Genomic DNA, 19,108 nt, shown 5'->3' with positions numbered 1-19,108 from the left:
AAACTCACTTTTATAAGTATTTTAGCTTTCGCTCTTTTTCTTTAACATCGCCTGGCGCTTTGCTTTTAACTCACGTTCAGCTTTTGCTTGGGCTTTCTTCTCTGCGTTCCTTTTAGCTGTTTCAGCTTTTCGAGCTTCACGTCTTTTCAAGATCTCAGCTTTGTGTGCAGCTTCTTTCTCAGCTTCTAGCCTCTTCTTCTCTTCAAGCTCAGCTTTCTTCTCTTCATCTTTGATTTTTTGACGTCTTTGAAAGTCAACATCTTCTTTAAGAATAATAGGCTCACCATGTACGGCTTCAAATTCGAGCAAAGTCTGCTCAACTTTATCATTTGGAGCGTAATCTAAAGGAGTTAAACCTTTTTTATCGCGAACATTAACATTCGCACCACTCGCCACTAAAATCCTAATAATCTGTAGATTCAAAGCGTAGTGCAAAGCCACTTTACCATGTAAATCTTTTTGGTTTACTTCAAAATTAGGGTCTTGCAAAGCCCTATAAATATCTGCAAGTTTCTCATCTTTAACGAGTCTAAAAAAATCAATCATTCATCCATCCAAAATCTGGTAATTAGGTCTCTAAATATATAAAAAGTCAAGAATTATAACATAATTTAAGAAATTTTCAACATGATAAACTTACGGGTACTTTTTCTGCTTGCTCAGTAGAATTTTAGAAGTATCCTATTTGTTATTGAATTTAAAATACACTGAGGCGAAACATGAAAGTCATCTCCTATAATAAGTTTTTCTTGCTATTCCTGGCCGTTTATACACCCTTGTTTGCAAGATCTACAGAAGACTATCAAGCACTACTAAGAAAAACTATCGAAATCTATCCTGAATTTGAAGAAGTCTTACCGAGCTCCAGCCTCAACAACAGCATTAATTCATTTGTACCAACAATCACAAACAAACAGGCCCTCGGCATTAGCGCCATACCACTAAGCCCGCTTGACAACAAAGACATCACTCGCCTAAAAGAAATGATGATCTATAACACGACACGCTTACTTGAACCCAACTCACTCCCGATCATTTTCGAAATGCTCACAAACGCCATCGCCTCAGATGACTCCATGCAAATTGGCTTTTGGACAGCTTGTTTAAATAACAACATCGCGAACTACAGCAACCTAAGTAACCTCGCAGAAATTAACTATTTATCAGAATACATACCTGCCTTAGCCCCCGACCTCAAAAACTCAGAAGGTCAAGCTATTTCTATGCGAGGAGCTGCGACCCCCTCTTTCAATGATGCTTTCAAAACTGATTATAGCCAAGACATATATGAAAAACTGATCAGTAATATTAAACCTCAAGTCATCACAACGAACAGTGAGTACATAACTAACTTCCTATTACAACGTCCCGCTTCAATTTTGAAGAATTCACAAATGCATGCTAATAAACTCGCACTCAATCTACAACGCGCCGCCCTTACCAAAGACAAAACAACCTACAATGGCAACCTGGCCGTTTTAAAATCATCTGTAGGTAGTATTCAAACAACTGCATCCATACTAAGAACTGCCGTAGAATTTGCCAAACTTAAGATAAAGTATAAAGCCCCCGATAGTAAAAGCATTACAGTAAGCTCGAGTAAAATCGATCAAGCAATCCCTCTTGAAACAAGCCTTTTCCTTAAAGAGGCTATTAAAACGCAGAGCAAAGAAGGCAGCGTGGGTTTACTCGTTGAACCACTATCTACTAAGCAGGGCTCCCTTCTTGGTAAGCAAGCACTTGTTTTATCTTCTCAAATCAGTTCTTCTCTAGCCAAAAGGAAGATTGAATACACCGTCTTGAATTTAGATTCTATTTTACGCAGTGACTTCCCTACAGCTAAGTCGATGCCTGTTATCATCATCCCTTGCATTAAATTTTCTGCTCGATCTGGATGGTACTTGCAAAGCGAACTTAATAAACGCATTAGAGAATATCAAAACCAAGGTGGACGGATTATGTGGGTCTCATCTCATAGCGTTAACTTTCTAGGTGAAATCTCACGCAACCTACAAAATGCCACAAATGATCTGAACATCAGCCTTGATGGCGATGATGAAATTCACATTCATAAAATCTTAAATGCTTCTGAGGAAGATGGCTCTATTGATATGTTAAGGTCACCTGCACAATTCAATAAAATGCTCCCATTGGGATACACAGTTAGAGAAAATGAAAACATTACTCCTCTCATCTCTATAAATTCTGACGGGGAGCTGATCACAATTGCTGCAGTCAACAAAGATAAAAGCTCAGCATACTTCAATCCTATTATTCTTTATCCAGCGGCGGTTGACGTACAAGTAGATGCGCTCATCCCTGCAAAATTTGAAAGCTCAATCGAAGACGCCTTTATGTCGAGCCTTAGAATCTTAATGGACCCTAACTCGCTCTAATGCAGAAAATTGCTGCCTTCTTTAAGTTTTATACTAACTTTTATCAAAGAGAGCAACAACTAAACGCCCTCATAAAGTGGCGTAACGGCTTGCTCTATTTACTATTGCTCTCTGCCTATTCAGCCATCCTTCCATGGTGGACTGCAAAGGCTAATTTTACGCAATTTTACTCAACACAAGTCAGCCCTATTCTCGACCAAGTACCTGAATTGTACATAGAAAATGACAAGGTCACAATCGAGCAAGACCTAGAAATAAAGTCTCTTGATAACGATAATAAAACCATCATCAAGCTTGATAAAGAAATCGATCTTAACTCTAAGGTTCCTATACAAATAACCGAAGACAAGCTCGCCATTCTTCACACTGATTTCACCCAAATACTCCCACTCGAAACTTTCACTCATTTGGAATCGACACAAAGCTTCTTCCACAAGAAAGAAGCTCGTGAACAAATCCCCTTGAAAGAGTTCCTAAAGAGTGACTCTGACTTCATTAGAAGTGTCCAAATCCATCAGCTCTTTGCTACCATGCGTTCTATGTTTTTCACAAATATCATCCAATGCGCTTTCTTAGCTGGACTCTTCTATTTTCTTCATCGCAGAATGGTTAGAGCTCCCTTTATGAACTTTTTCAAAATCAGTGTATTGGCTTCACTTCCCTTTTCTTTGAGTCTCGCAGTTTTCCTTTTCTATGAAAACACCTCCTTTTTCTCCACACTAATCCCCACCGCACTGCACTTTATTTTCTTTTATCGATCCATACCCGCACTCATTGAATTTCAAAATGCTAAAGCCGTAAAATAAGTCTCTGCAAAGATGACATCTACTTGCATATTAAAGGCTTTAAGCTTAATTCAAAAAATCACTTTACATTAGGAGAATCAAAATGGCTATCTGGTCAACTTCTGCCAACGACGAAGGCTTCAATTCACGCCTTCACGAAATATGCTTTAAAACTAATCTAGACTACGATAATAAACTTCTTCCATGGGACATTATCGCACTTATTTCTCATGGACGTATGTTGGCAAAATGTGAACTCATTTCTGCAAGCGATGCAGAACTCATAGAGACTCATTTACAAGAGATGAAACAAGAAGCCCTCGATGGCACACTTAAAATGCTTCCTGAAATTGAAGACTGTCACTCCTTGATCGAAGATGAACTCATCAAACGTGCAGGCGATGCTGGCAAACAACTTTACATGGCACGTAGCCGCAATGACCAAGTGGTATCTGCGACTCGTCTATTTGGTAAAGATAAACTCATTAAAATTAAGCACACTCTCAAATCATTTATAGAAGAGCTCCTCAACTTAGCCAGTAAATACGAAACGACTCCCATGCCTGGCTACACCCATACTCAACGAGCGATGCCTTCTTCTATCGGTCTTTGGGCATCATCTTTTGCCGAGATTCTCATCAATCAAAAAGAAACAATTGACGCAGCTATCTCTCTTAACGACGTCAATGTCTTAGGCTCCGCTGCAGGATATGGCACTGACTTCCCTATTGACAGAGAGTTTGTCACAAAAGATCTAGGACTTGCAAGAACACAAGTCAACTCACTCTCCTGCCAGCTCAGCCGCGGCCAAGTAGAATGTCAGACACTCCAATCTCTCTGGGGCACAATGTTTGTCATCAACCGCTTAGCCAACGATATGGTTTGGATGACAAGTGCTGAATTTGACTTCTTAGATGTGGGAAAATCTTGTACCACGGGTTCAAGTATCATGCCTAACAAAAAGAATCTCGACCCCTGCGAAATCATCCGCAGTCGCTACCACCTCTTCACTGGACAAATTAGCCAAGCTCAAGGCGTTATTTCCAACCTTTTCTCAGGCTATAATAGCGACTACCAAGAAACCAAAGGCGTTTTCATGGAAGGCCTTACTTTAGTCGAAGAATCTCTAGAAGCCATGGGCATTGTCATTTCAAACACCGACATTAAAGAAGAACGTCTACTAAGCTTCTTCTCAAAGGACATCTATGCGACTGACCTCGTTAATCGCCAGGTCATTGAAGGAAAAACCTTCCGCGATGCCTATATTGAAGTGAAAAAGTCTTTAGATACGGTTGAGCTCGAAGATCCCTACGAAAACGTCAAGCGCAAAACACATTTAGGTGCCCCAGGCAACCCTGGCGTGGACATTCTTAAAGAACGCTTAAACAATTTTATTTGAAAAGAGGAAAGTCTTGCGCCATCTTAACATTATGAATACTGATACCATAAAAACAATCCTTCTGAAATACGCCCCAAAGCAGGGTCGTGCCACGGCTTTTTATGATTTCTTAAATTCCTCCGAGGCGAGCTCAAAAGACTTTCTCATTCAATTTGCGGGCGTCCCCAGAAAATTAGGACGTCAAATCCCTCAGTATACTGAAGAGGAAATTCAACAACTCGACCAACTCGCGCCTGCCTTAGCCTTACTAAGCATTGGCAACCTAGGACGCGTCTTACTTGCTTCTACAAAAGCGCGCACAGAAGACATCCAAGAACTCCTACTTCGTGGCGATGACTTTGAAAAGGCCACCTGTTTACTCGCACTTAACTTTCGCGAAGATAGCAAAGAGCTCCACTTGGATGTGGTTAATGTTTGCCGTACAAACTCCCTTGACACCTACAAAGCTTTAGCACTCAACAACCCCTACCCAGCTAACCATTTTACCGAGGCCGAGTTTATTCAACTCACCTTAAAAGTTCTATTTATGGGAATGCCATTTGATAAAATATATGGCTTAGAACAACGTTGTAACGACAAGCTTATTGAAGCTGTCTTATTCTTTTACACGGAACGCACTGCCGCAAAACGAACTGTTCCCGATATTTGTATTAATTTTCTTAAGGAGAAAAATGCTCTATGAAATTCTTTGACCCACATATTCACATGACTTCTCGTACTACAGATGATTACATGGCCATGTATAAAGCTGGAATTCGCGCCGTTATCGAACCTGCTTTCTGGCTCGGTCAACCTCGTACTCACGCAGGCTCCTTCGATGATTATTTCCAATCCATCACTGGCTGGGAACGCTTCCGCGCTTCACAATTTGGTATTCGTCACTTCTGTACTATTTGCCTTAATGCTAAAGAAGCTAACAACCCCGAATACGCCGATGAAATCTTAGAACTCCTCCCACGCTACCTTGAAAAAGATAATGTCGTGGGCGTTGGTGAAATTGGCTACGACGATATGACTGACCACGAACACAAGCTCTTCAAAGTTCAGCTCGAGATGGCCAAAGAACGCGACTTACCAGTTATTGTTCACACGCCTCACCGAGATAAGATCAATGGCGTCAAAGCCACTATTGACCTCATTCGTGAAGTAGGTATTGACGAAACTTTAGTTGTCATCGATCACAACAATGAAGAAACCCTCCCCTATGTGCTCGAGACAAATTGCTGGGCAGGCCACACCATCTACCCTCACTCAAAAATGGATGCCGATCGCATGGTTGACCTCATTCAACAATACGGCTCTGATCGGATTTTAGTGAATAGTTCCGCAGACTGGGGAATCTCTAATCCTCTAGCAGTCCCTGTCACTGCTGGCCTCATGAAAGACCAAGGCTTCGAGGATGAAATCATCCAAAAAGTTATGTGGGATAATCCCATTGCGCTCTTTGAAAAGTCTGGTGTTTTCACGAAAGCAGAATTAGAAACTGAATTAGAATTTGACCAAAGTTTACTTTTCCAAGGCAACTCAGTACTCCGTGGCCAACGCCCTGAAAAAAGAACTAATGACTAAATTCTTTCTTGCTCTACTTTTAAGCTTCACCCTCTTAGCCGAGCCTAATCAAGACTCGAAAGAAAAACTTGAGGATAAGAAAGCCAATGTTGAAGAAGTCATCATAACTTCTGACACACTGGATTTCTTTAACCAAGACAAAAAGCGCATGGCTATCTTCGAACATAATGTTCACGTCACTCGTGGCAAGATGATCATGACCGCAAAAAAGATGACTTGCTACCTCAATGCAAAAAATGAAATTCATTTAATCATTGCCGAAGGCGACGTGATTATTACTGAGGAAGATAAAAAATCAACTTCCGAAAAAGTAGCCTACTCACCTAAAGAAAAGAAAATCATCCTCATTCGCAAGCCCGTCATTTACATGAATGAAAACAAAATTGAAGCCAGACGTATAACAATTTATCAAGAAAGCGGAGAAGTCTTTTTTGATGAGCCCGTGATGCACACTTACGTTAAAGATGAGCAAGCTAAGTAACTCCATCCGCAAGAGAATATTCGACCTTCACAATTGCTCGACTCAAAGCTTTGGGATTTCTCTAGGCTTTAGTCTTACCAAAGAATAATGCGAATCCACACGAGCTTTCTAGATATACCAGAAACCTGTATCCTTCTGCTTAAGTTCCATATCATTAGTTATACGAAACTACTCATGAATAAACCTTGCCCAACTTGTTAAGCTTTCATGGTAAAATAGAATTATGATCTGCTGAAACCTTAGTAGGATTCCTATGATTTTTCATTTAAAAAACATTAACTTCTACTTGAATATCAGAGCAAAATACTTACCATTTTTTTTACATATAAATCTTGGAGGAGTTAAAATGAATTTATCACGATTCATCATTACAATCATTGTCATATCATTAAGTTTTCAATCACTAATTGCGGCCGATTTTAAACCTTGGAGCATACAGAAATATAAACAATTTACGGAAGCTATTAAAAATAAAAAAATAGAACTGCCAGTTGCGGATTCTGAAGGCTCGGGCAAGCTATTTGATCAAGTTGTAGATCTAAGAAACCTAGCTTTTATGCGCTCTAGCAAAATAACTACTAGGAAACGAATAGAAGTCGGGGAACAAATAGCTAAAGAAGCTTTTTTTCTTATGAAGCAATACGTCAAAGCCTATAATGAAGAAAAAAGAAGAGACTTACAGCTATCTGTGGTTAAAATGAACCTTTTTTATGGCGAGGCGCAATTAGCTGTTGTCAGTACATTTATAGAACATTCAAAAAAACACCGCACCAAGGATAAAGTTGCGCACAACAAACTTGTCAATCAAATCAAAGATCATTTACATCATGTTGGTGTGAAATTAATCAAAGAATGTGATAGGGATAATTACACAGATGAATGTCGACTATTAATGGCAAAAATGCTCTATAAAAATATTAGAAAGTTCTCGTATTTTTACACTCCAGAAGAAAAAAGTCTCTTAAAGAGTCAATTAGCTGCTTTATCTGAAAAGTCTCTAAATACTGAAGTCCAAGAATATTTCACAAAAACGGTATTAAAAATCAAGTAACCACTATGAAATATTTTATTATTTTACTCTGCTTAATCGGAGCTTTTAACCTGTTAACCTCAAAAAAAATATCTATTAAAACAGATAGTTTTGAAATCAATACAAGCCAAGAAGTAAGAAGGAAAAATCTAGATGGCTCAAGTACTGTTTTAACGGAAAGAGATATGATTGATAAGGTCTTTGTGCAATCAAAACCAAAAATCGTACCATTAAAAAAGCCAAAGAAAACTAAAGTAAGTAATTTCTACCTTACGGCACGTAAAAAAATCTCTTTAAAAGGTATGATAATTTCAAGCTATGACAATCAAGGGTTCATGAAAGCGTTTAGTCCAGCAAGCATGTTTATTGGTTGGAACAAAATGTCTAATCCAAAATTCCTAAATAAATTCCAGTGTGAACCAGGTAGAATTGTATTTTGTGAAAAAAATTTGAATGGTTACGATTTTGAGAAGGATTATATGCACTTACCAGTGATTCCACAAAATCAACAAATACTTACTTCATTCAAGCAGTTCAAAAACAAAGATGTCATTTATGCAGAGGGCTATCTCGCTACAGTTATGAACTCATCTGGCAATAATATTAGCGATGCACAAAAGAAGCCTGCTGAATTCTTTTATATCACAAAAGTCATTGATGCTGAAAATTACGTGAACCTTAGATAACTACTTCATTTTAACTATAATAGTTTCGTGAAGGTCTTTGTTTACAAATGAGTACCGGCGATAATCCCCCACCAACTTTGTATCTATGCTATTGGCGCCGTGATGCAAAATGCTCAAGCAAAGATTCGACCTTCACAATTGCTCGACTCAAAGCTTTGGGATTTCTCTAGACTTTAGTTTTACCAAAGAATAAAGCGAATCCATACGAGTGAGGAAATCACTCCCACAATAGCCGCTATGATACCCGTAACTAAAAAGTCACTCGCCTTTAGCAAACCAGACGATGAAGCTAAAGCATTCGGTGGCGTCGAAACAGGCATGCACATGGCCGTGGATGAAGCGAGCGCAATCACAACTAACATGGGCTTCTCATAGCCCACAGCCATCGCGGCAGCAATAGGCATGATAATATTAGCGGCAGCGGTATTACTCATGAAATTCGAGACTATACAGGCCATAAAAGCCATCATAATGACAAGGATAAACATATTTTCTCCTGCACTCGGCATCGCTTCCACCAAAGTGTAAGCCAAACCACTTTTCTCGACTGCTACTCCCAGAGTCAAGCCACCTGCCAATAAAATCAAAACGTCCCAAGGCAAACTTCGCATATCATCAGCTTCTATCACTCCATTGATCGGAAGAAGAACAATCGGAACAAAGGCCACCACTGATGCCGGCACACCATGTAAACTACCTGTACACCACAAAATGATTGTCAACAAAAAAACCACCATAACGAACACCGAGTCTTTATTCATCGGCGTAAGCTCAAAATCAAATTTAGTTTCGTTCTTACCTTTGCATGAATAAGTGGTTCTCAAGTAAAACCATAAAACAAATAAACACACCAAGGCGGGTGGCATGCCGTACCACATCCAGGTTAAAAAATCCACCCCCTCACCTCTGCCATCGAGCAGAGCGGCTGCCACGGCATTAGGGGGCGTCCCAATAATACTACCCATACCACCAATATTAGCACCTAAGGGCACTGCCATTATATAAGCCTTCTTGCGCTTATCACCTTTTGCGAACCCCGCTAAAACTGGCCCCATCAATCCCAACATCATCGCCGCAGTCGCTGTATTACTCATAAAGTTGGAGAAAATAAAACTCAAAAACATGATACCAAACAAAAGCATGGAATGAGATGAGCCCAGCTTCGTCAACAAGATTGACGAAACGCGCTTATTAACTCCCGTCTTTTCTGCCGCTCGCGCCAAGACTAAACCACCTAAGAACAACCAGATAATCGGGCTCGACCAAGTCTCAGTAAAAGTTTGCCAGGGTATCTCCCCACCTTTCTCTGGGGAAAGTAAAAATATTGAGAGCCCAATCACTAGGAAGCCCACCGCAAAGGCAGGAAGCGCCTCAGTCATCCACAAACTTGCAGCAAGAATTAAAATAAACAGGGCTCTGCGCTCAGGTATGGGCATCCCCCCATAAATAGGATAGAAAGCCAATAACATACTAATTCCAGTAATAATAAAGAGCTTTATCGTATCGCGATAGGGGTGCTTCTGATAAACTCCCATCAGCTGCTTTAAATGGCGGCGTGAACTTAACTGCACTTGGTTCTCCTAAATTCATTCGAAATGACTGTAGTTCATCACAATTGAAAAACAAAACCCGCTAGGAGCGCTATGACAAAAAATAAGGGCAGCAATTACTTGCTGCCCTTAAGAAAATAAATGGCGGAAGAGGTGAGATTCGAACTCACGGAGGACTTGCACCCTCTTCGGTTTTCAAGACCGACGCCTTAAACCACTCGACCACTCTTCCGCTTGAGTGTGCACAGATAATATCTCCACTTCATTCTTTGTCAAACACAGTCCTTTAAAGAAAATTAAGTTTTTTTGAGTTCTCTATTAATCTAAAGGAATTGTTAGTTTTTGACCGATAAAAATGCGGTTTTGGTCTTTGATTTTGTTCGTTTCCATCAACTTCTTAACGCTCACGCCATGGCGACCCGCTATAACTGATAAGCGATCACCACTTTTAACTGTGTAGGTTTTTGATTTTGGATTCGAACTCGGCACGATAGGCTTTGGTTTTTTCACTGGGTTAACAGTTTTTGGCACTTCGTTTGAACCTGGCTCTGCTTCTTGTCCTTGAACTTGCTCAACATCTTGAGCTTCACCTGCCGCATGTTCTCCAGCTTGACGAGTTACGACCCAAGTCACGCCACCAACGATTAAATGCACTGCCAAAACGGCAACAAATAAAGCGAATGATTTGATTTTCATAAATTAACCTGCACAAAATTAAAAAAGCGATATAAATTCCAATATAGCTTTACCTTACTAATTGCAACTCAAAGAAATTAAAAATTTAAGCCCTCTTTATCATGCCTTACTCAATGTTAAACATGAACGAAGCTGCAGACTACCTGCACTTAAGCCTAAACGAACTAGAAAAACTAGTCCGTAAACGCTCCGTACCTTTCGACTATTTACGTGGTCAAGTGGTCTTTCGCAAAATTGAATTGCGTGACTGGTCCAATCAAGGAATGCTTGAGTCCTGCAAAAAAACCATCACCGCCACCCACAAACGCATCGATTCTCATCTTTTTGATACCCCCGATGATAATCAAGCCTTTCTCTCTCAATGCGTCTTCCCAGGCTGCATGATCCCCGACCTCCCTGGTCGCACACGTAAAAAAACTCTTCAAGCTCTGGCAAAAGCTACTTTTGACACGGGATATGCGACTGATGAAGAAGAAATCTTGCGCCTACTTGAAGAACGAGAAGAACTTTGTCCGACGGGCATTGCCGGCGGTATTGCTATCCCTCACACGCGAATCCATAGTCCTTATCTCTATTTAGAGAATATGATTATAATCGGCAAGTCGGCTAACGGTATTCCCTTTGGTTCGTCTGACCATAAGTTGACCGATATATTTGTAATGCCCTGCACCGTAGATGATCGCCACCACCTCTATATGCTTTCAAGAATTGCTCTACTATTCCAATCTACTGATTTTGCCCAACGCCTTCGCGAAGCTCATGATGCAGAAGAAATGCAAGAAGCTCTAGAGGAATGCGAAACAGAAATAATAAAGAACATGAAATGAGCCCCTACATAAAAATTTGCGGCATTAGCAAAGAAGAACACATCGCCAAATTAATTGAGCGTAAAACTGACGCCATTGGCTTTGTCGCTTACCCTCCCTCACCGCGCTACGTCACTCCTGAGCAAGTTCGCGAACTGTGCAAAATAATTCCCGCAAATATTGCCCGAGTCTTGGTTGTTGTTAACATGAATAAAGAGGATATCCAAGCTTATCTTGACGCCGGCATTGATACGCTTCAATTTCATGGGGATGAAAATGCGGAGTTCGCAAAATCTTTCACTTGTGATGTATGGAGAGCCGTGCGCTTAAAAGATGAAGCTCAAATTGAGCGAGAGCTCGAATTCCCATGCTCAAAATTTGTCCTTGATGCCGCACCTAAAAACGCTTCTTTACCTGGAGGTACTGGAGAACTTGGCGATTGGAAGCTAAGTAAGGCATTTGTAGATAGATCTACAAAGCCCGTACTCATTGCTGGTGGCATTAAGCTAGAAAACTTTGCTGAAGCCCTAAATATTACTGAAGCACAAGGCCTAGACCTTTCTTCTGGAGTCGAAACTTCACCAGGCATTAAATCTTCACAAAAAATTGATCTCTTCTTTAACAAACTTAATAAAAGCAACTGTTAAGTTCACTTACTCTAAAAGCTCAAGGTATAACTCTATGAAAAAAACTATCCTCACCCTTCTTCTCTCAGCCCTATTTTTAGGCTGTGCGAGTAAAACTGTAGACGAGAAAGAATACTCCGGATTCTTAAAAAGCTATAAACATTTAAAAGAGACCGAAGCTTCTGATGGAGTCGATGTACTAGCCTGGACAAGTGATGCCTTCAAAAAAGGTAAGTATCACTCCATATTACTCGAGCCCGTTGCCCTCTACCCTGACTTACCTTCTGATGATGACATGTCTAAGCAAACAACTAAAGTCATGCTTGATCATTTTAATAAGGCTCTCAAATCAGAACTATCTAAAACGGTTAAATTAGCTGATTCTCCTGGTCAAGGTGTAGCTCGATTAAGAATTGCCATTACTTCTATAGATAAAACCATCCAAGATTATAAATGGTACTCCTATATTCCCATTACTTTTGTCGTCACATCAGCTGGTGAATTAACAGGTTTTAGAGACAAAGCAACTGTTCTTAATGTTGAAGCGGAGCTCGTTGACTCCATCACTAACGAAGCACAAATTGCTGTTGTGAGAAAAGACTTTGGATCAAATATCGATGAAGAGAATCAAATCACGATGGATGACATCAAGAAGACGCTTGATAAATGGGCGAAAAACACAGGTAACTACATGAAAAAGAACCTCTAAATTCTTATTCAACTTTTCTATTATGAGTGATGCTTCGCATCACTCATTTTTTTTATACTTCCATTAAGCGGCCACGTCTCATTAGGCGTGCTTTAATGTCACCCTCATTTTCGATGACATAGCCCTGTTCATCCATGAACATTTTTTTGTTGAAGAGGTCCTTGAGATTCTCTTTCTCGACAATCCAGCTATGGAAATACGCTTTCACTTGGGGATGCTTTAAACCATTCGTGAGAAGGAGTTCATTAATGGGGGCATAAATCCCCTGCTCCGCTTGAGTCATTAAGTATTTTGAGAAGGCTTTCAAGTGCTTCGAGCCCTCGGATTGAATGAATTTATCCACGGCTTTTTTATACCAAGCTTGATGAGCTCGTTCCACAAAGCTTTCTATGGCACGACGACGATCACCTTGGGCAGATGCAACTTCCGAAGGTGTTGCGGCACTAAGTTCTTCATTATCACCGGCGTAATTGCGCATAATTGCGGATCTAGCATAACGTGTAATATCCGTCTGAATCCCACGCTTACGATTTTTGAGCACACGCTCTAAAGTAAGCTTAAGATTAGCTTCCAAATAGGATTCATCATATTTCACGGCTAAGACATGAGCTTCTTCTCGCTCAAATTGAAACTCTTCGACTAAGCGTTGGAAAATTGCTTTGAGATCATCAGGGATTTCGTCGGGCAATTCATGCTGATTGAGTGATTTTTCTTTGTCAGAGTCAGATTGATTGGCAAAGTCTTCACTTGATCCCAAGTAATTATATTTCTCTAAACCTTCTTTAATGAATTCATTATTCGGGTCCGGTTTAATCTCAAAATTTAGACCACTAATCTTACGCCCCTCTTTCACTTCTTGGTAGGCAATATTGATATCTGAGTACTTGTTAATTTCCTCGACTGCAGGTTCTAAGACCTTGACTCGAAAGTTTGAATAAAGTGGATATTTACGCTCCAAGCCCAGCATTGTACGCATCTTTTCCATACTAACACTGCGCTTGCCAATCGTCTCATATTGCTTAAGCAATTCATAAACGGATTCTGAGTAACAGTTCTCCATATGAATCAGGTTAATCATCTTGTAGCGCGTATAAAATTTCTTCAGCTGAATTAAGTAACGTTTAAGAGATGGCGTGAAGCGAAAGGTGAAAATCTTCTGTTTTTTATGGTACTTAGCCTCACTCAACCACGTCGCTGTAAAGCGTTCCACATCGTTTTCGACCGTAAAGGGCTTGGACATGATCCCATGGGCAATTCTTTCATACTCTTTGGGAGCATTTTTATCTTTAATCGAAAAGAACTGAATGAAATCTTCTATGGGAAAACGGTACTCTTTAAAGTCATCATCGTAAGGGCTGATACAGGAAACCATATAGGCCACAAGTTTGCGCTCTCGAGTAGTCAAATGCATACTGCGCTTTGCCTCCACAAGGTCATTACCTTTGGCGACATATCGATCTTTTCTACTTTTCGCAACTTTATTCATTTAAACACACCATTTTTGAGAGACTCACACTCTAATTTCATTAGCTTCCCTTTGCAAGTGCACAAGTCTCTAGCTCCATAGCATTCTACCGAGCTTTTCACATTCGAGCTAGCCATCCAAATAGTTTTCTGATCCCTTCCATACTAAACGCAGGGCATCTTGACGAATTCGCGATTTAGGAATCTCGGTCATCAAGAGTTCAAAAGCATTATTCAAATCATTGATCTCTTCATCTTTGATGAAGCTATTTTTTTCTTGTAAATCTTTTAAACGCGCCATTTCACTAGCGAAATAAGCTTTTACTTTTACTTGAGCTTCATCGATGATTTTTACTGATTTTTCTTGTGCGAGTTTTTGCGTAATTCGCAACATTTCAGGCAACAATTGCTCTTTCACTGCGGACTTATCCATCAAACGCATGGGATCGCCCAGCTCTAAATCACATTCTTCGTAAACAATTTCTGTACTTAAATTACGTCCCCTATGATCGACTCGCACAAAAATTGGGGTCGGTGGCAAGAAGCGATTCACCCCACTCTTCGCCGGGAGTAAACACTCCAAGACTAAAACAGCTTCCAAAATAATACTTCGACTTGAGGGATCGACACATATCGCAAAACAATTGTTCCCCGACTCACCTGAAGATAAAATATCCATGCCAGAACGCAAGAGTGGGTGTTCCCAAGTCATCAATGCCACATCTTCTCTCTGTAAGGTTTCGGCACGTTGTGTGGCGATTAAATTACCTTCTCGACTCAAACCAGGTAAATCACAAAGTAAATTTTGGCCTGGCTCGATTTTATAAACGGCATCTTCCACATCGCGACAGTCCACGCCTAGATAATCAAACAAGTCTTCTAAATATTTAAATAAGGCCCCTTCATTATCGGTCTTACGCAAACTCTGACAAATCTCATAGCCTCGCTCAGGATCAAATGAGTAAAGTTCGAGTAAATGATCGCGTCCCTCTTCGAGTTGGCACTTGGTTTCAGTGGCCAATTTAGAAGAGACTTTCAAGAGCTCCGCTAAAGCTTCTGAAGCACCCTCAATCTTTTCCGCCCACTGAACAATTACTTCTTCTAAGTAGGGCTTTAATTCTTGAGTCATTTTTTCACCCCCGTGTAAAGGACGTGCAAAGGCATCTAAACCCAAACTATAAAAGTCAGCTAAAACCGATTCGACACTCGACTTTCTATAAGGGTAAAAGATCTGTATATCTGCTGTTTGTCCAATGCGATCTAAGCGACCAATTCGTTGCTCCAGCAAGCCTGGATTCATCGGTAGGTCAAAGAGAATTAAGTTTTGGCAAAACTGAAAGTTTCTACCCTCGGAACCAATTTCCGAACAAATCAATAAACGTGCCCCAGTATCTTGAGAAAAGAAAACAGCATTGCGATCGCGTTGATTTAAACTCAAACCCTCATGAAACACCGCCATTTTTAATTCCATGTGTTGGCGAATTCCTTGCTCAATCGCCTCAACTTTTTCGCGACTCGAGCAAATCAGTAAGAACTTCTCATCCACTTTTTCTTTTAAAGTCTCGCAGATCCATTGCACTTTGACGTTTTTCTCGGGACAAACAAAAAGGTCTAAATCACTTTCTTCTAAAATTTGTGAGGCTTCTTTTCCCACGAAATCCAAATCTGCAGCTTCGAGTCCAATCGGGCGTGGGCAACGAACGGGGAAGTTTTCCATGACTTTTCGCGTATTTCGAAAAATCACCCGTGAAGTCCCGTGACGATCAATCAGCTCTCTCAATAATTCGTGACGTAATTGGCCTTCTAAAACTTCTTTTTTTAAACGTTCTAAAAGAGGATGCTGATCGCCCAATAACTTCTCACAGAGTTTCATTGCTTTGGCATCGAGCTTTTCAGCCTCTAATAACTTGTCGAGGCCCTTAACTTTGTCGCGGTATTGCGATTGCTCATTTTTAAAAACGTCAAGATCATAAAAGCGATCCGGATCCAATAAACGTAAGCGTGCAAAATGAGACTCTTCTCCAAGCTGATCTGGCGTTGCCGTAAGCAACACGAGGCGCTCCACTTTCTTTGCGAGCTCTTCCACTAAGAGATACTCATTTGAAACTGTTTCGGGCCTCCACGATATGTGATGCGCTTCATCCACAATAATCAGATCCCACTCACCTTGAACAATGGCTTCAGAAACTTTTGCGGAGGCCGCAGCATATTCAGTACTACATATAATGAGTGGATCATCCAAAAAGGGATTATCATTATCTGGATTCGCTTCAACGGCTTTAAAACGCTCATCATCGATAAGCGAAAACCAGAGATTGAATTTACGGTACATTTCCACAAACCATTGGTTTTGTAATGCATCCGGCAACAAGATCAAAACTCGCGTCACATCCCCACGTAAAAGCAATCTATGTAAGATCAAGCCCGCTTCAATAGTTTTCCCTAGCCCAACTTCATCGGCTAATAAAACGCGAGGTTTCGCCATCGAGCTCACTTCATCTGCCACATAAAACTGGTGCGGTAATAAATCCAAGCGCGCACCCTGAAAACCGTAAATCTCTGAACTTAATTGTTCACTCTGATGCATCAGTGTACGACGTCTCAAATCAAATAAATGGGGATCATCGAAGCTGCCCATCATTAGGCGATCTTCGGGGCCACTGAGGCTCAAGTGGTTTGGCAATTGAAATTCACGAACTTCTTGGCCTTTGGCATTTATATAGAGAAAATTTCCATCTTCTTCACGAATTTCAGTGATTTTAAAGTCTTCACCTTCAGCGTCAAAACTTTGCCCGATTCGCAAAGCAACTCGCTTCACTGGGGCACTTTCGCTCACGTAAAGTCGACGCGTTTCAGTTGCGGGAAATAATATCTCTAGATTACCAAACTCATGTTTTAAAACGACACCTAAGCCCAACTCTGGCTCAGATTCAGAAAAATAGCGTTGACCTGCTCTATACATTGTGAAATCCTTTTTTACTTGCTCTCCTATAATCCGAGCTCAATTTTTGTCAACCTGCACTTAAATCGCAGCAATAAACGGAGTTTTAACATAAAAAGCTACATTTTTTGTTTAAAGTCTTAAAAAAAAGCTCAAAAGTTCACTTCAAGTCTTTACTCCACCCTGTTTATCCGATAATTTATAAGACAGATTTTCAAAATAGGATGGACTCACGAGTGAGTCAAAAGGTCAATTGAGTGATGACCGACTGGTTGAAAGGATACATATTGAGCCTCGGCTCATTGAAGCCCTGATTTTTTCAGGGCTTTCTTTTTGCCTAATATAAACTTCCATGACTATCGTAATGAGTTAGGTACACCCTCAAATCAAACTCAAGCTGAAAATACTGCGCTTCCATGTGCTTACACAATTTATAAAAAGCTTTATTGTGTTCTTTTTCTTTTAGGTGCGCGAGCTCATGAACTAAAATCACTAGCAAGAATTCTTTCGGTACATTTTTCAACACACTCGCAATGCGAATTTCATTTTTAGCCTTTAATTTTTTCCCTTGTACACGCGAAATATAACTATGTAAACCAAGAGCCTGTTGCTTAAGAGAAATTTTACTATCAAAGATCACTTTACTCAAAGGACCCGACTTCTTGAGATAAGAATTTTTAAAGCCCATGGCTAGCTCATAAAGAGCTTTATCAGATTTAATATCGTGACTGACTGGGTATTTATTCAAAAGGTAGGCCGCAAGTTTATCTTGATCAATCAAAGTCTGAATCTGCTGAATTAAATCTTCTGGATAACCATTTAAGTACTTTAATTCTGACATAAAGAAGCTCGCTTAAACATAAACTTTAAACGCAAGTAATTTACAAGCATCACTTATTAAATAAGACAACAACAATTGCGATAAGCGCAAGAACCGCCAATACGGCTAAAGTAATTTTCACCCAGCTATAAGGACGTTCACCTTGAACTTCACCCGTACGCGCATTGATCACAACTCGGTAGACTTTATCATGAAAACGATAGGCCGATACCCAAACAGGAAGCAAAATGTGCTTAAAACTGACTTCATTCCAATCCGTATAGAAGTTATGGATTCTTTGCTCATCACCGCCAATATCGCGTTTAATCGACTGACGAATCTCAGGGCTCGCTTCTTCTTTTGCCATATCAAAACCCTGACGCAAACTCACCGAGTAATGTTCAGACTTAAAACCACTCAAGTATTCATCCGCAAAAGGAACGAGTTCCTGGAGGTCCCAGGGCTCGAGTTCCTTGGTGTATTTGCGCGGTAAAGAATCATTCGCCACAATTAAAATATCATCAAACACATTGTAAACATGACCACACACCGGATACCAACGCGTCTTGCGCACCTGACGAGTTTTGCTATTACCTTCTGAGTCTGTATAAGACTCTGTCACATAATAATGTTGCCCGCGCGAGCCACTATAATCTGTCGATGTACTCGTATCGTAAGTCCAGTGGGCTAAATAAATCCCTTGGAGCTTTTCAGAACGTCTAGCGTACTCTTTGAGTTTATTCGGCGCAAACCAACGACTCGAAACCCAAGATTCGAACTGCTTCATACCTTGTTTAGAATCAATCTTGAAAGGTAATAAAGCATGGGGCTTAATCACTTTTTCGCTGTGAGGCTCGGTTACAAAAGGCGTATCACAAAAGGGACAAGATCCCGCTTGAACTTCCTTTCCCAAAGTGGTTTTTGCCCCACAGGAGCCACAGTCCACTTCTTTAATTTCAACCAGGTCCGCGTCTTGAGGGCACTCCTCAAGTTCGCGCATCTTCGCCAAGTAATCGTGTTCGACTACCGCTTCAGCTGGCACCTCTAATTCATTAGCGCTACCGCAATAGGGGCACTCCATTTTGTTGGAACCGGGTAGAAATAATAAATCTGCTCCACAGGAGTTGCAGGGAAATTGTCGTTTAGCCAT

The 19,108-nt window shown here is 40.5% G+C and carries 18 protein-coding genes and 1 tRNA gene; 11 read left to right on the top strand and 8 right to left on the bottom strand.

All coding sequences use genetic code 11. The features are described from left to right. Positions 1-21: 21 nt before the first annotated feature. Positions 22-546 carry an ankyrin repeat domain-containing protein gene (locus LNTAR_RS22360; protein WP_007281048.1) on the bottom strand — a complete coding sequence of 175 codons (525 nt, stop codon included), beginning with the start codon at positions 544-546 and terminating at the stop codon, positions 22-24. 173 nt (positions 547-719) lie between these two features. Here LNTAR_RS22360 and LNTAR_RS22355 point away from each other — a divergent pair, with 173 nt between their 5' ends. The 8 genes from LNTAR_RS22355 (at position 720) to LNTAR_RS22320 (ending at position 8,346) form a co-directional block, all read left to right on the top strand. Next, a complete protein-coding gene (locus LNTAR_RS22355; RefSeq protein ID WP_007281047.1) occupies positions 720-2,396 on the top strand; it encodes a hypothetical protein in 1,677 nt (558 codons plus the stop codon). Continuing rightward, entirely contained in the window at positions 2,396-3,202 is an 807-nt protein-coding gene (locus LNTAR_RS22350) for a DUF1189 family protein (protein ID WP_007281046.1), read from the top strand. The genes LNTAR_RS22355 and LNTAR_RS22350 overlap by 1 nt, the downstream gene beginning before the upstream one ends. Before the next feature lie 82 nt (positions 3,203-3,284). After that, the gene (locus LNTAR_RS22345; RefSeq protein WP_007281045.1) at positions 3,285-4,580 is read left to right on the top strand and encodes a lyase family protein; all 1,296 of its coding nucleotides are present in this window, start codon (positions 3,285-3,287) and stop codon (positions 4,578-4,580) included. Between the two features lie 31 nt (positions 4,581-4,611). Then, positions 4,612-5,262 carry an EboA domain-containing protein gene (locus LNTAR_RS26290; protein ID WP_007281044.1) on the top strand — a complete coding sequence of 217 codons (651 nt, stop codon included), beginning with the start codon at positions 4,612-4,614 and terminating at the stop codon, positions 5,260-5,262. Then, positions 5,259-6,149 carry a TatD family hydrolase gene (locus LNTAR_RS22335; protein ID WP_007281043.1) on the top strand — a complete coding sequence of 297 codons (891 nt, stop codon included), beginning with the start codon at positions 5,259-5,261 and terminating at the stop codon, positions 6,147-6,149. The genes LNTAR_RS26290 and LNTAR_RS22335 overlap by 4 nt, the downstream gene beginning before the upstream one ends. After that, the gene (locus LNTAR_RS22330; RefSeq protein ID WP_007281042.1) at positions 6,142-6,630 is read left to right on the top strand and encodes an LptA/OstA family protein; all 489 of its coding nucleotides are present in this window, start codon (positions 6,142-6,144) and stop codon (positions 6,628-6,630) included. Before LNTAR_RS22335 ends, LNTAR_RS22330 begins: the two co-directional genes overlap by 8 nt. 253 nt (positions 6,631-6,883) lie before the next feature. Then, the gene (locus LNTAR_RS22325; protein ID WP_007281041.1) at positions 6,884-7,681 is read left to right on the top strand and encodes a hypothetical protein; all 798 of its coding nucleotides are present in this window, start codon (positions 6,884-6,886) and stop codon (positions 7,679-7,681) included. Between the two features lie 5 nt (positions 7,682-7,686). Beyond that, positions 7,687-8,346, top strand: a complete 660-nt coding sequence (locus LNTAR_RS22320) for a hypothetical protein (RefSeq protein ID WP_007281040.1) — start codon at positions 7,687-7,689, stop codon at positions 8,344-8,346. 179 nt (positions 8,347-8,525) lie between these two features. Here LNTAR_RS22320 and LNTAR_RS22315 read toward each other — a convergent pair whose 3' ends face one another. The 3 genes from LNTAR_RS22315 to LNTAR_RS22305 form a co-directional block, all read right to left on the bottom strand. Further along, entirely contained in the window at positions 8,526-9,917 is a 1,392-nt protein-coding gene (locus tag LNTAR_RS22315; RefSeq protein WP_040915595.1) for an SLC13 family permease, read from the bottom strand. A 121-nt stretch (positions 9,918-10,038) separates the two neighbouring features. Next, positions 10,039-10,128, bottom strand: a tRNA-Ser gene (locus LNTAR_RS22310). An 86-nt stretch (positions 10,129-10,214) separates the two neighbouring features. Then, positions 10,215-10,592, bottom strand: a complete 378-nt coding sequence (locus tag LNTAR_RS22305; RefSeq protein WP_007281038.1) for a LysM peptidoglycan-binding domain-containing protein — start codon at positions 10,590-10,592, stop codon at positions 10,215-10,217. A gap of 113 nt (positions 10,593-10,705) precedes the next feature. On the opposite strand from LNTAR_RS22305, the gene LNTAR_RS26285 reads away from it, so the two are divergent. The 3 genes from LNTAR_RS26285 to LNTAR_RS22290 are packed head-to-tail and all read left to right on the top strand — an operon-like array spanning position 10,706 to position 12,733. Then, entirely contained in the window at positions 10,706-11,419 is a 714-nt protein-coding gene (locus LNTAR_RS26285) for a PTS sugar transporter subunit IIA (protein WP_007281037.1), read from the top strand. Next, entirely contained in the window at positions 11,416-12,045 is a 630-nt protein-coding gene (locus tag LNTAR_RS22295) for a phosphoribosylanthranilate isomerase (protein ID WP_007281036.1), read from the top strand. The genes LNTAR_RS26285 and LNTAR_RS22295 overlap by 4 nt, the downstream gene beginning before the upstream one ends. 34 nt (positions 12,046-12,079) lie before the next feature. Continuing rightward, the gene (locus LNTAR_RS22290; protein WP_007281035.1) at positions 12,080-12,733 is read left to right on the top strand and encodes a DUF3313 domain-containing protein; all 654 of its coding nucleotides are present in this window, start codon (positions 12,080-12,082) and stop codon (positions 12,731-12,733) included. Between the two features lie 52 nt (positions 12,734-12,785). Here LNTAR_RS22290 and LNTAR_RS22285 read toward each other — a convergent pair whose 3' ends face one another. The 4 genes from LNTAR_RS22285 to LNTAR_RS22270 all read right to left on the bottom strand — a co-directional run bounded on the left by LNTAR_RS22285 (position 12,786) and on the right by LNTAR_RS22270 (position 19,108). After that, positions 12,786-14,219, bottom strand: coding sequence for a replication initiation protein (locus tag LNTAR_RS22285; protein ID WP_007281034.1), 1,434 nt, complete (start codon positions 14,217-14,219; stop codon positions 12,786-12,788). A gap of 108 nt (positions 14,220-14,327) precedes the next feature. Further along, positions 14,328-17,159 (bottom strand): RNA polymerase-associated protein RapA, encoded by a 2,832-nt coding sequence (gene rapA / locus LNTAR_RS22280; protein ID WP_007281033.1) that lies wholly within the window; start codon positions 17,157-17,159, stop codon positions 14,328-14,330. A gap of 316 nt (positions 17,160-17,475) precedes the next feature. Continuing rightward, positions 17,476-17,979, bottom strand: a complete 504-nt coding sequence (locus LNTAR_RS22275) for a YgjP-like metallopeptidase domain-containing protein (protein WP_007281032.1) — start codon at positions 17,977-17,979, stop codon at positions 17,476-17,478. A gap of 49 nt (positions 17,980-18,028) precedes the next feature. Then, positions 18,029-19,108, bottom strand: a complete 1,080-nt coding sequence (locus tag LNTAR_RS22270; protein WP_007281031.1) for a TFIIB-type zinc ribbon-containing protein — start codon at positions 19,106-19,108, stop codon at positions 18,029-18,031.

This window comes from Lentisphaera araneosa HTCC2155 (genome assembly GCF_000170755.1).
GTDB lineage: Bacteria > Verrucomicrobiota > Lentisphaeria > Lentisphaerales > Lentisphaeraceae > Lentisphaera > Lentisphaera araneosa.
This window is presented reverse-complemented; position numbering and strand designations above follow the sequence as displayed.

Bases quoted from the DNA above. Each gene is read 5' to 3' on its own strand.
- LNTAR_RS22360 (WP_007281048.1), bottom strand. From the start codon at position 546: ATGATTGATTTTTTTAGACTCGTTAAAGATGAGAAACTTGCAGATATT.
- LNTAR_RS22355 (WP_007281047.1), top strand. From the start codon at position 720: ATGAAAGTCATCTCCTATAATAAGTTTTTCTTGCTATTCCTGGCCGTT.
- LNTAR_RS22350 (WP_007281046.1), top strand. From the start codon at position 2,396: ATGCAGAAAATTGCTGCCTTCTTTAAGTTTTATACTAACTTTTATCAA.
- LNTAR_RS22345 (WP_007281045.1), top strand. From the start codon at position 3,285: ATGGCTATCTGGTCAACTTCTGCCAACGACGAAGGCTTCAATTCACGC.
- LNTAR_RS26290 (WP_007281044.1), top strand. From the start codon at position 4,612: ATGAATACTGATACCATAAAAACAATCCTTCTGAAATACGCCCCAAAG.
- LNTAR_RS22335 (WP_007281043.1), top strand. From the start codon at position 5,259: ATGAAATTCTTTGACCCACATATTCACATGACTTCTCGTACTACAGAT.
- LNTAR_RS22330 (WP_007281042.1), top strand. From the start codon at position 6,142: ATGACTAAATTCTTTCTTGCTCTACTTTTAAGCTTCACCCTCTTAGCC.
- LNTAR_RS22325 (WP_007281041.1), top strand. From the start codon at position 6,884: ATGATTTTTCATTTAAAAAACATTAACTTCTACTTGAATATCAGAGCA.
- LNTAR_RS22320 (WP_007281040.1), top strand. From the start codon at position 7,687: ATGAAATATTTTATTATTTTACTCTGCTTAATCGGAGCTTTTAACCTG.
- LNTAR_RS22305 (WP_007281038.1), bottom strand. From the start codon at position 10,592: ATGAAAATCAAATCATTCGCTTTATTTGTTGCCGTTTTGGCAGTGCAT.
- LNTAR_RS26285 (WP_007281037.1), top strand. From the start codon at position 10,706: ATGTTAAACATGAACGAAGCTGCAGACTACCTGCACTTAAGCCTAAAC.
- LNTAR_RS22295 (WP_007281036.1), top strand. From the start codon at position 11,416: ATGAGCCCCTACATAAAAATTTGCGGCATTAGCAAAGAAGAACACATC.
- LNTAR_RS22290 (WP_007281035.1), top strand. From the start codon at position 12,080: ATGAAAAAAACTATCCTCACCCTTCTTCTCTCAGCCCTATTTTTAGGC.
- LNTAR_RS22285 (WP_007281034.1), bottom strand. From the start codon at position 14,219: ATGAATAAAGTTGCGAAAAGTAGAAAAGATCGATATGTCGCCAAAGGT.
- rapA (WP_007281033.1), bottom strand. From the start codon at position 17,159: ATGTATAGAGCAGGTCAACGCTATTTTTCTGAATCTGAGCCAGAGTTG.
- LNTAR_RS22275 (WP_007281032.1), bottom strand. From the start codon at position 17,979: ATGTCAGAATTAAAGTACTTAAATGGTTATCCAGAAGATTTAATTCAG.
- LNTAR_RS22270 (WP_007281031.1), bottom strand. From the start codon at position 19,108: ATGGCTAAACGACAATTTCCCTGCAACTCCTGTGGAGCAGATTTATTA.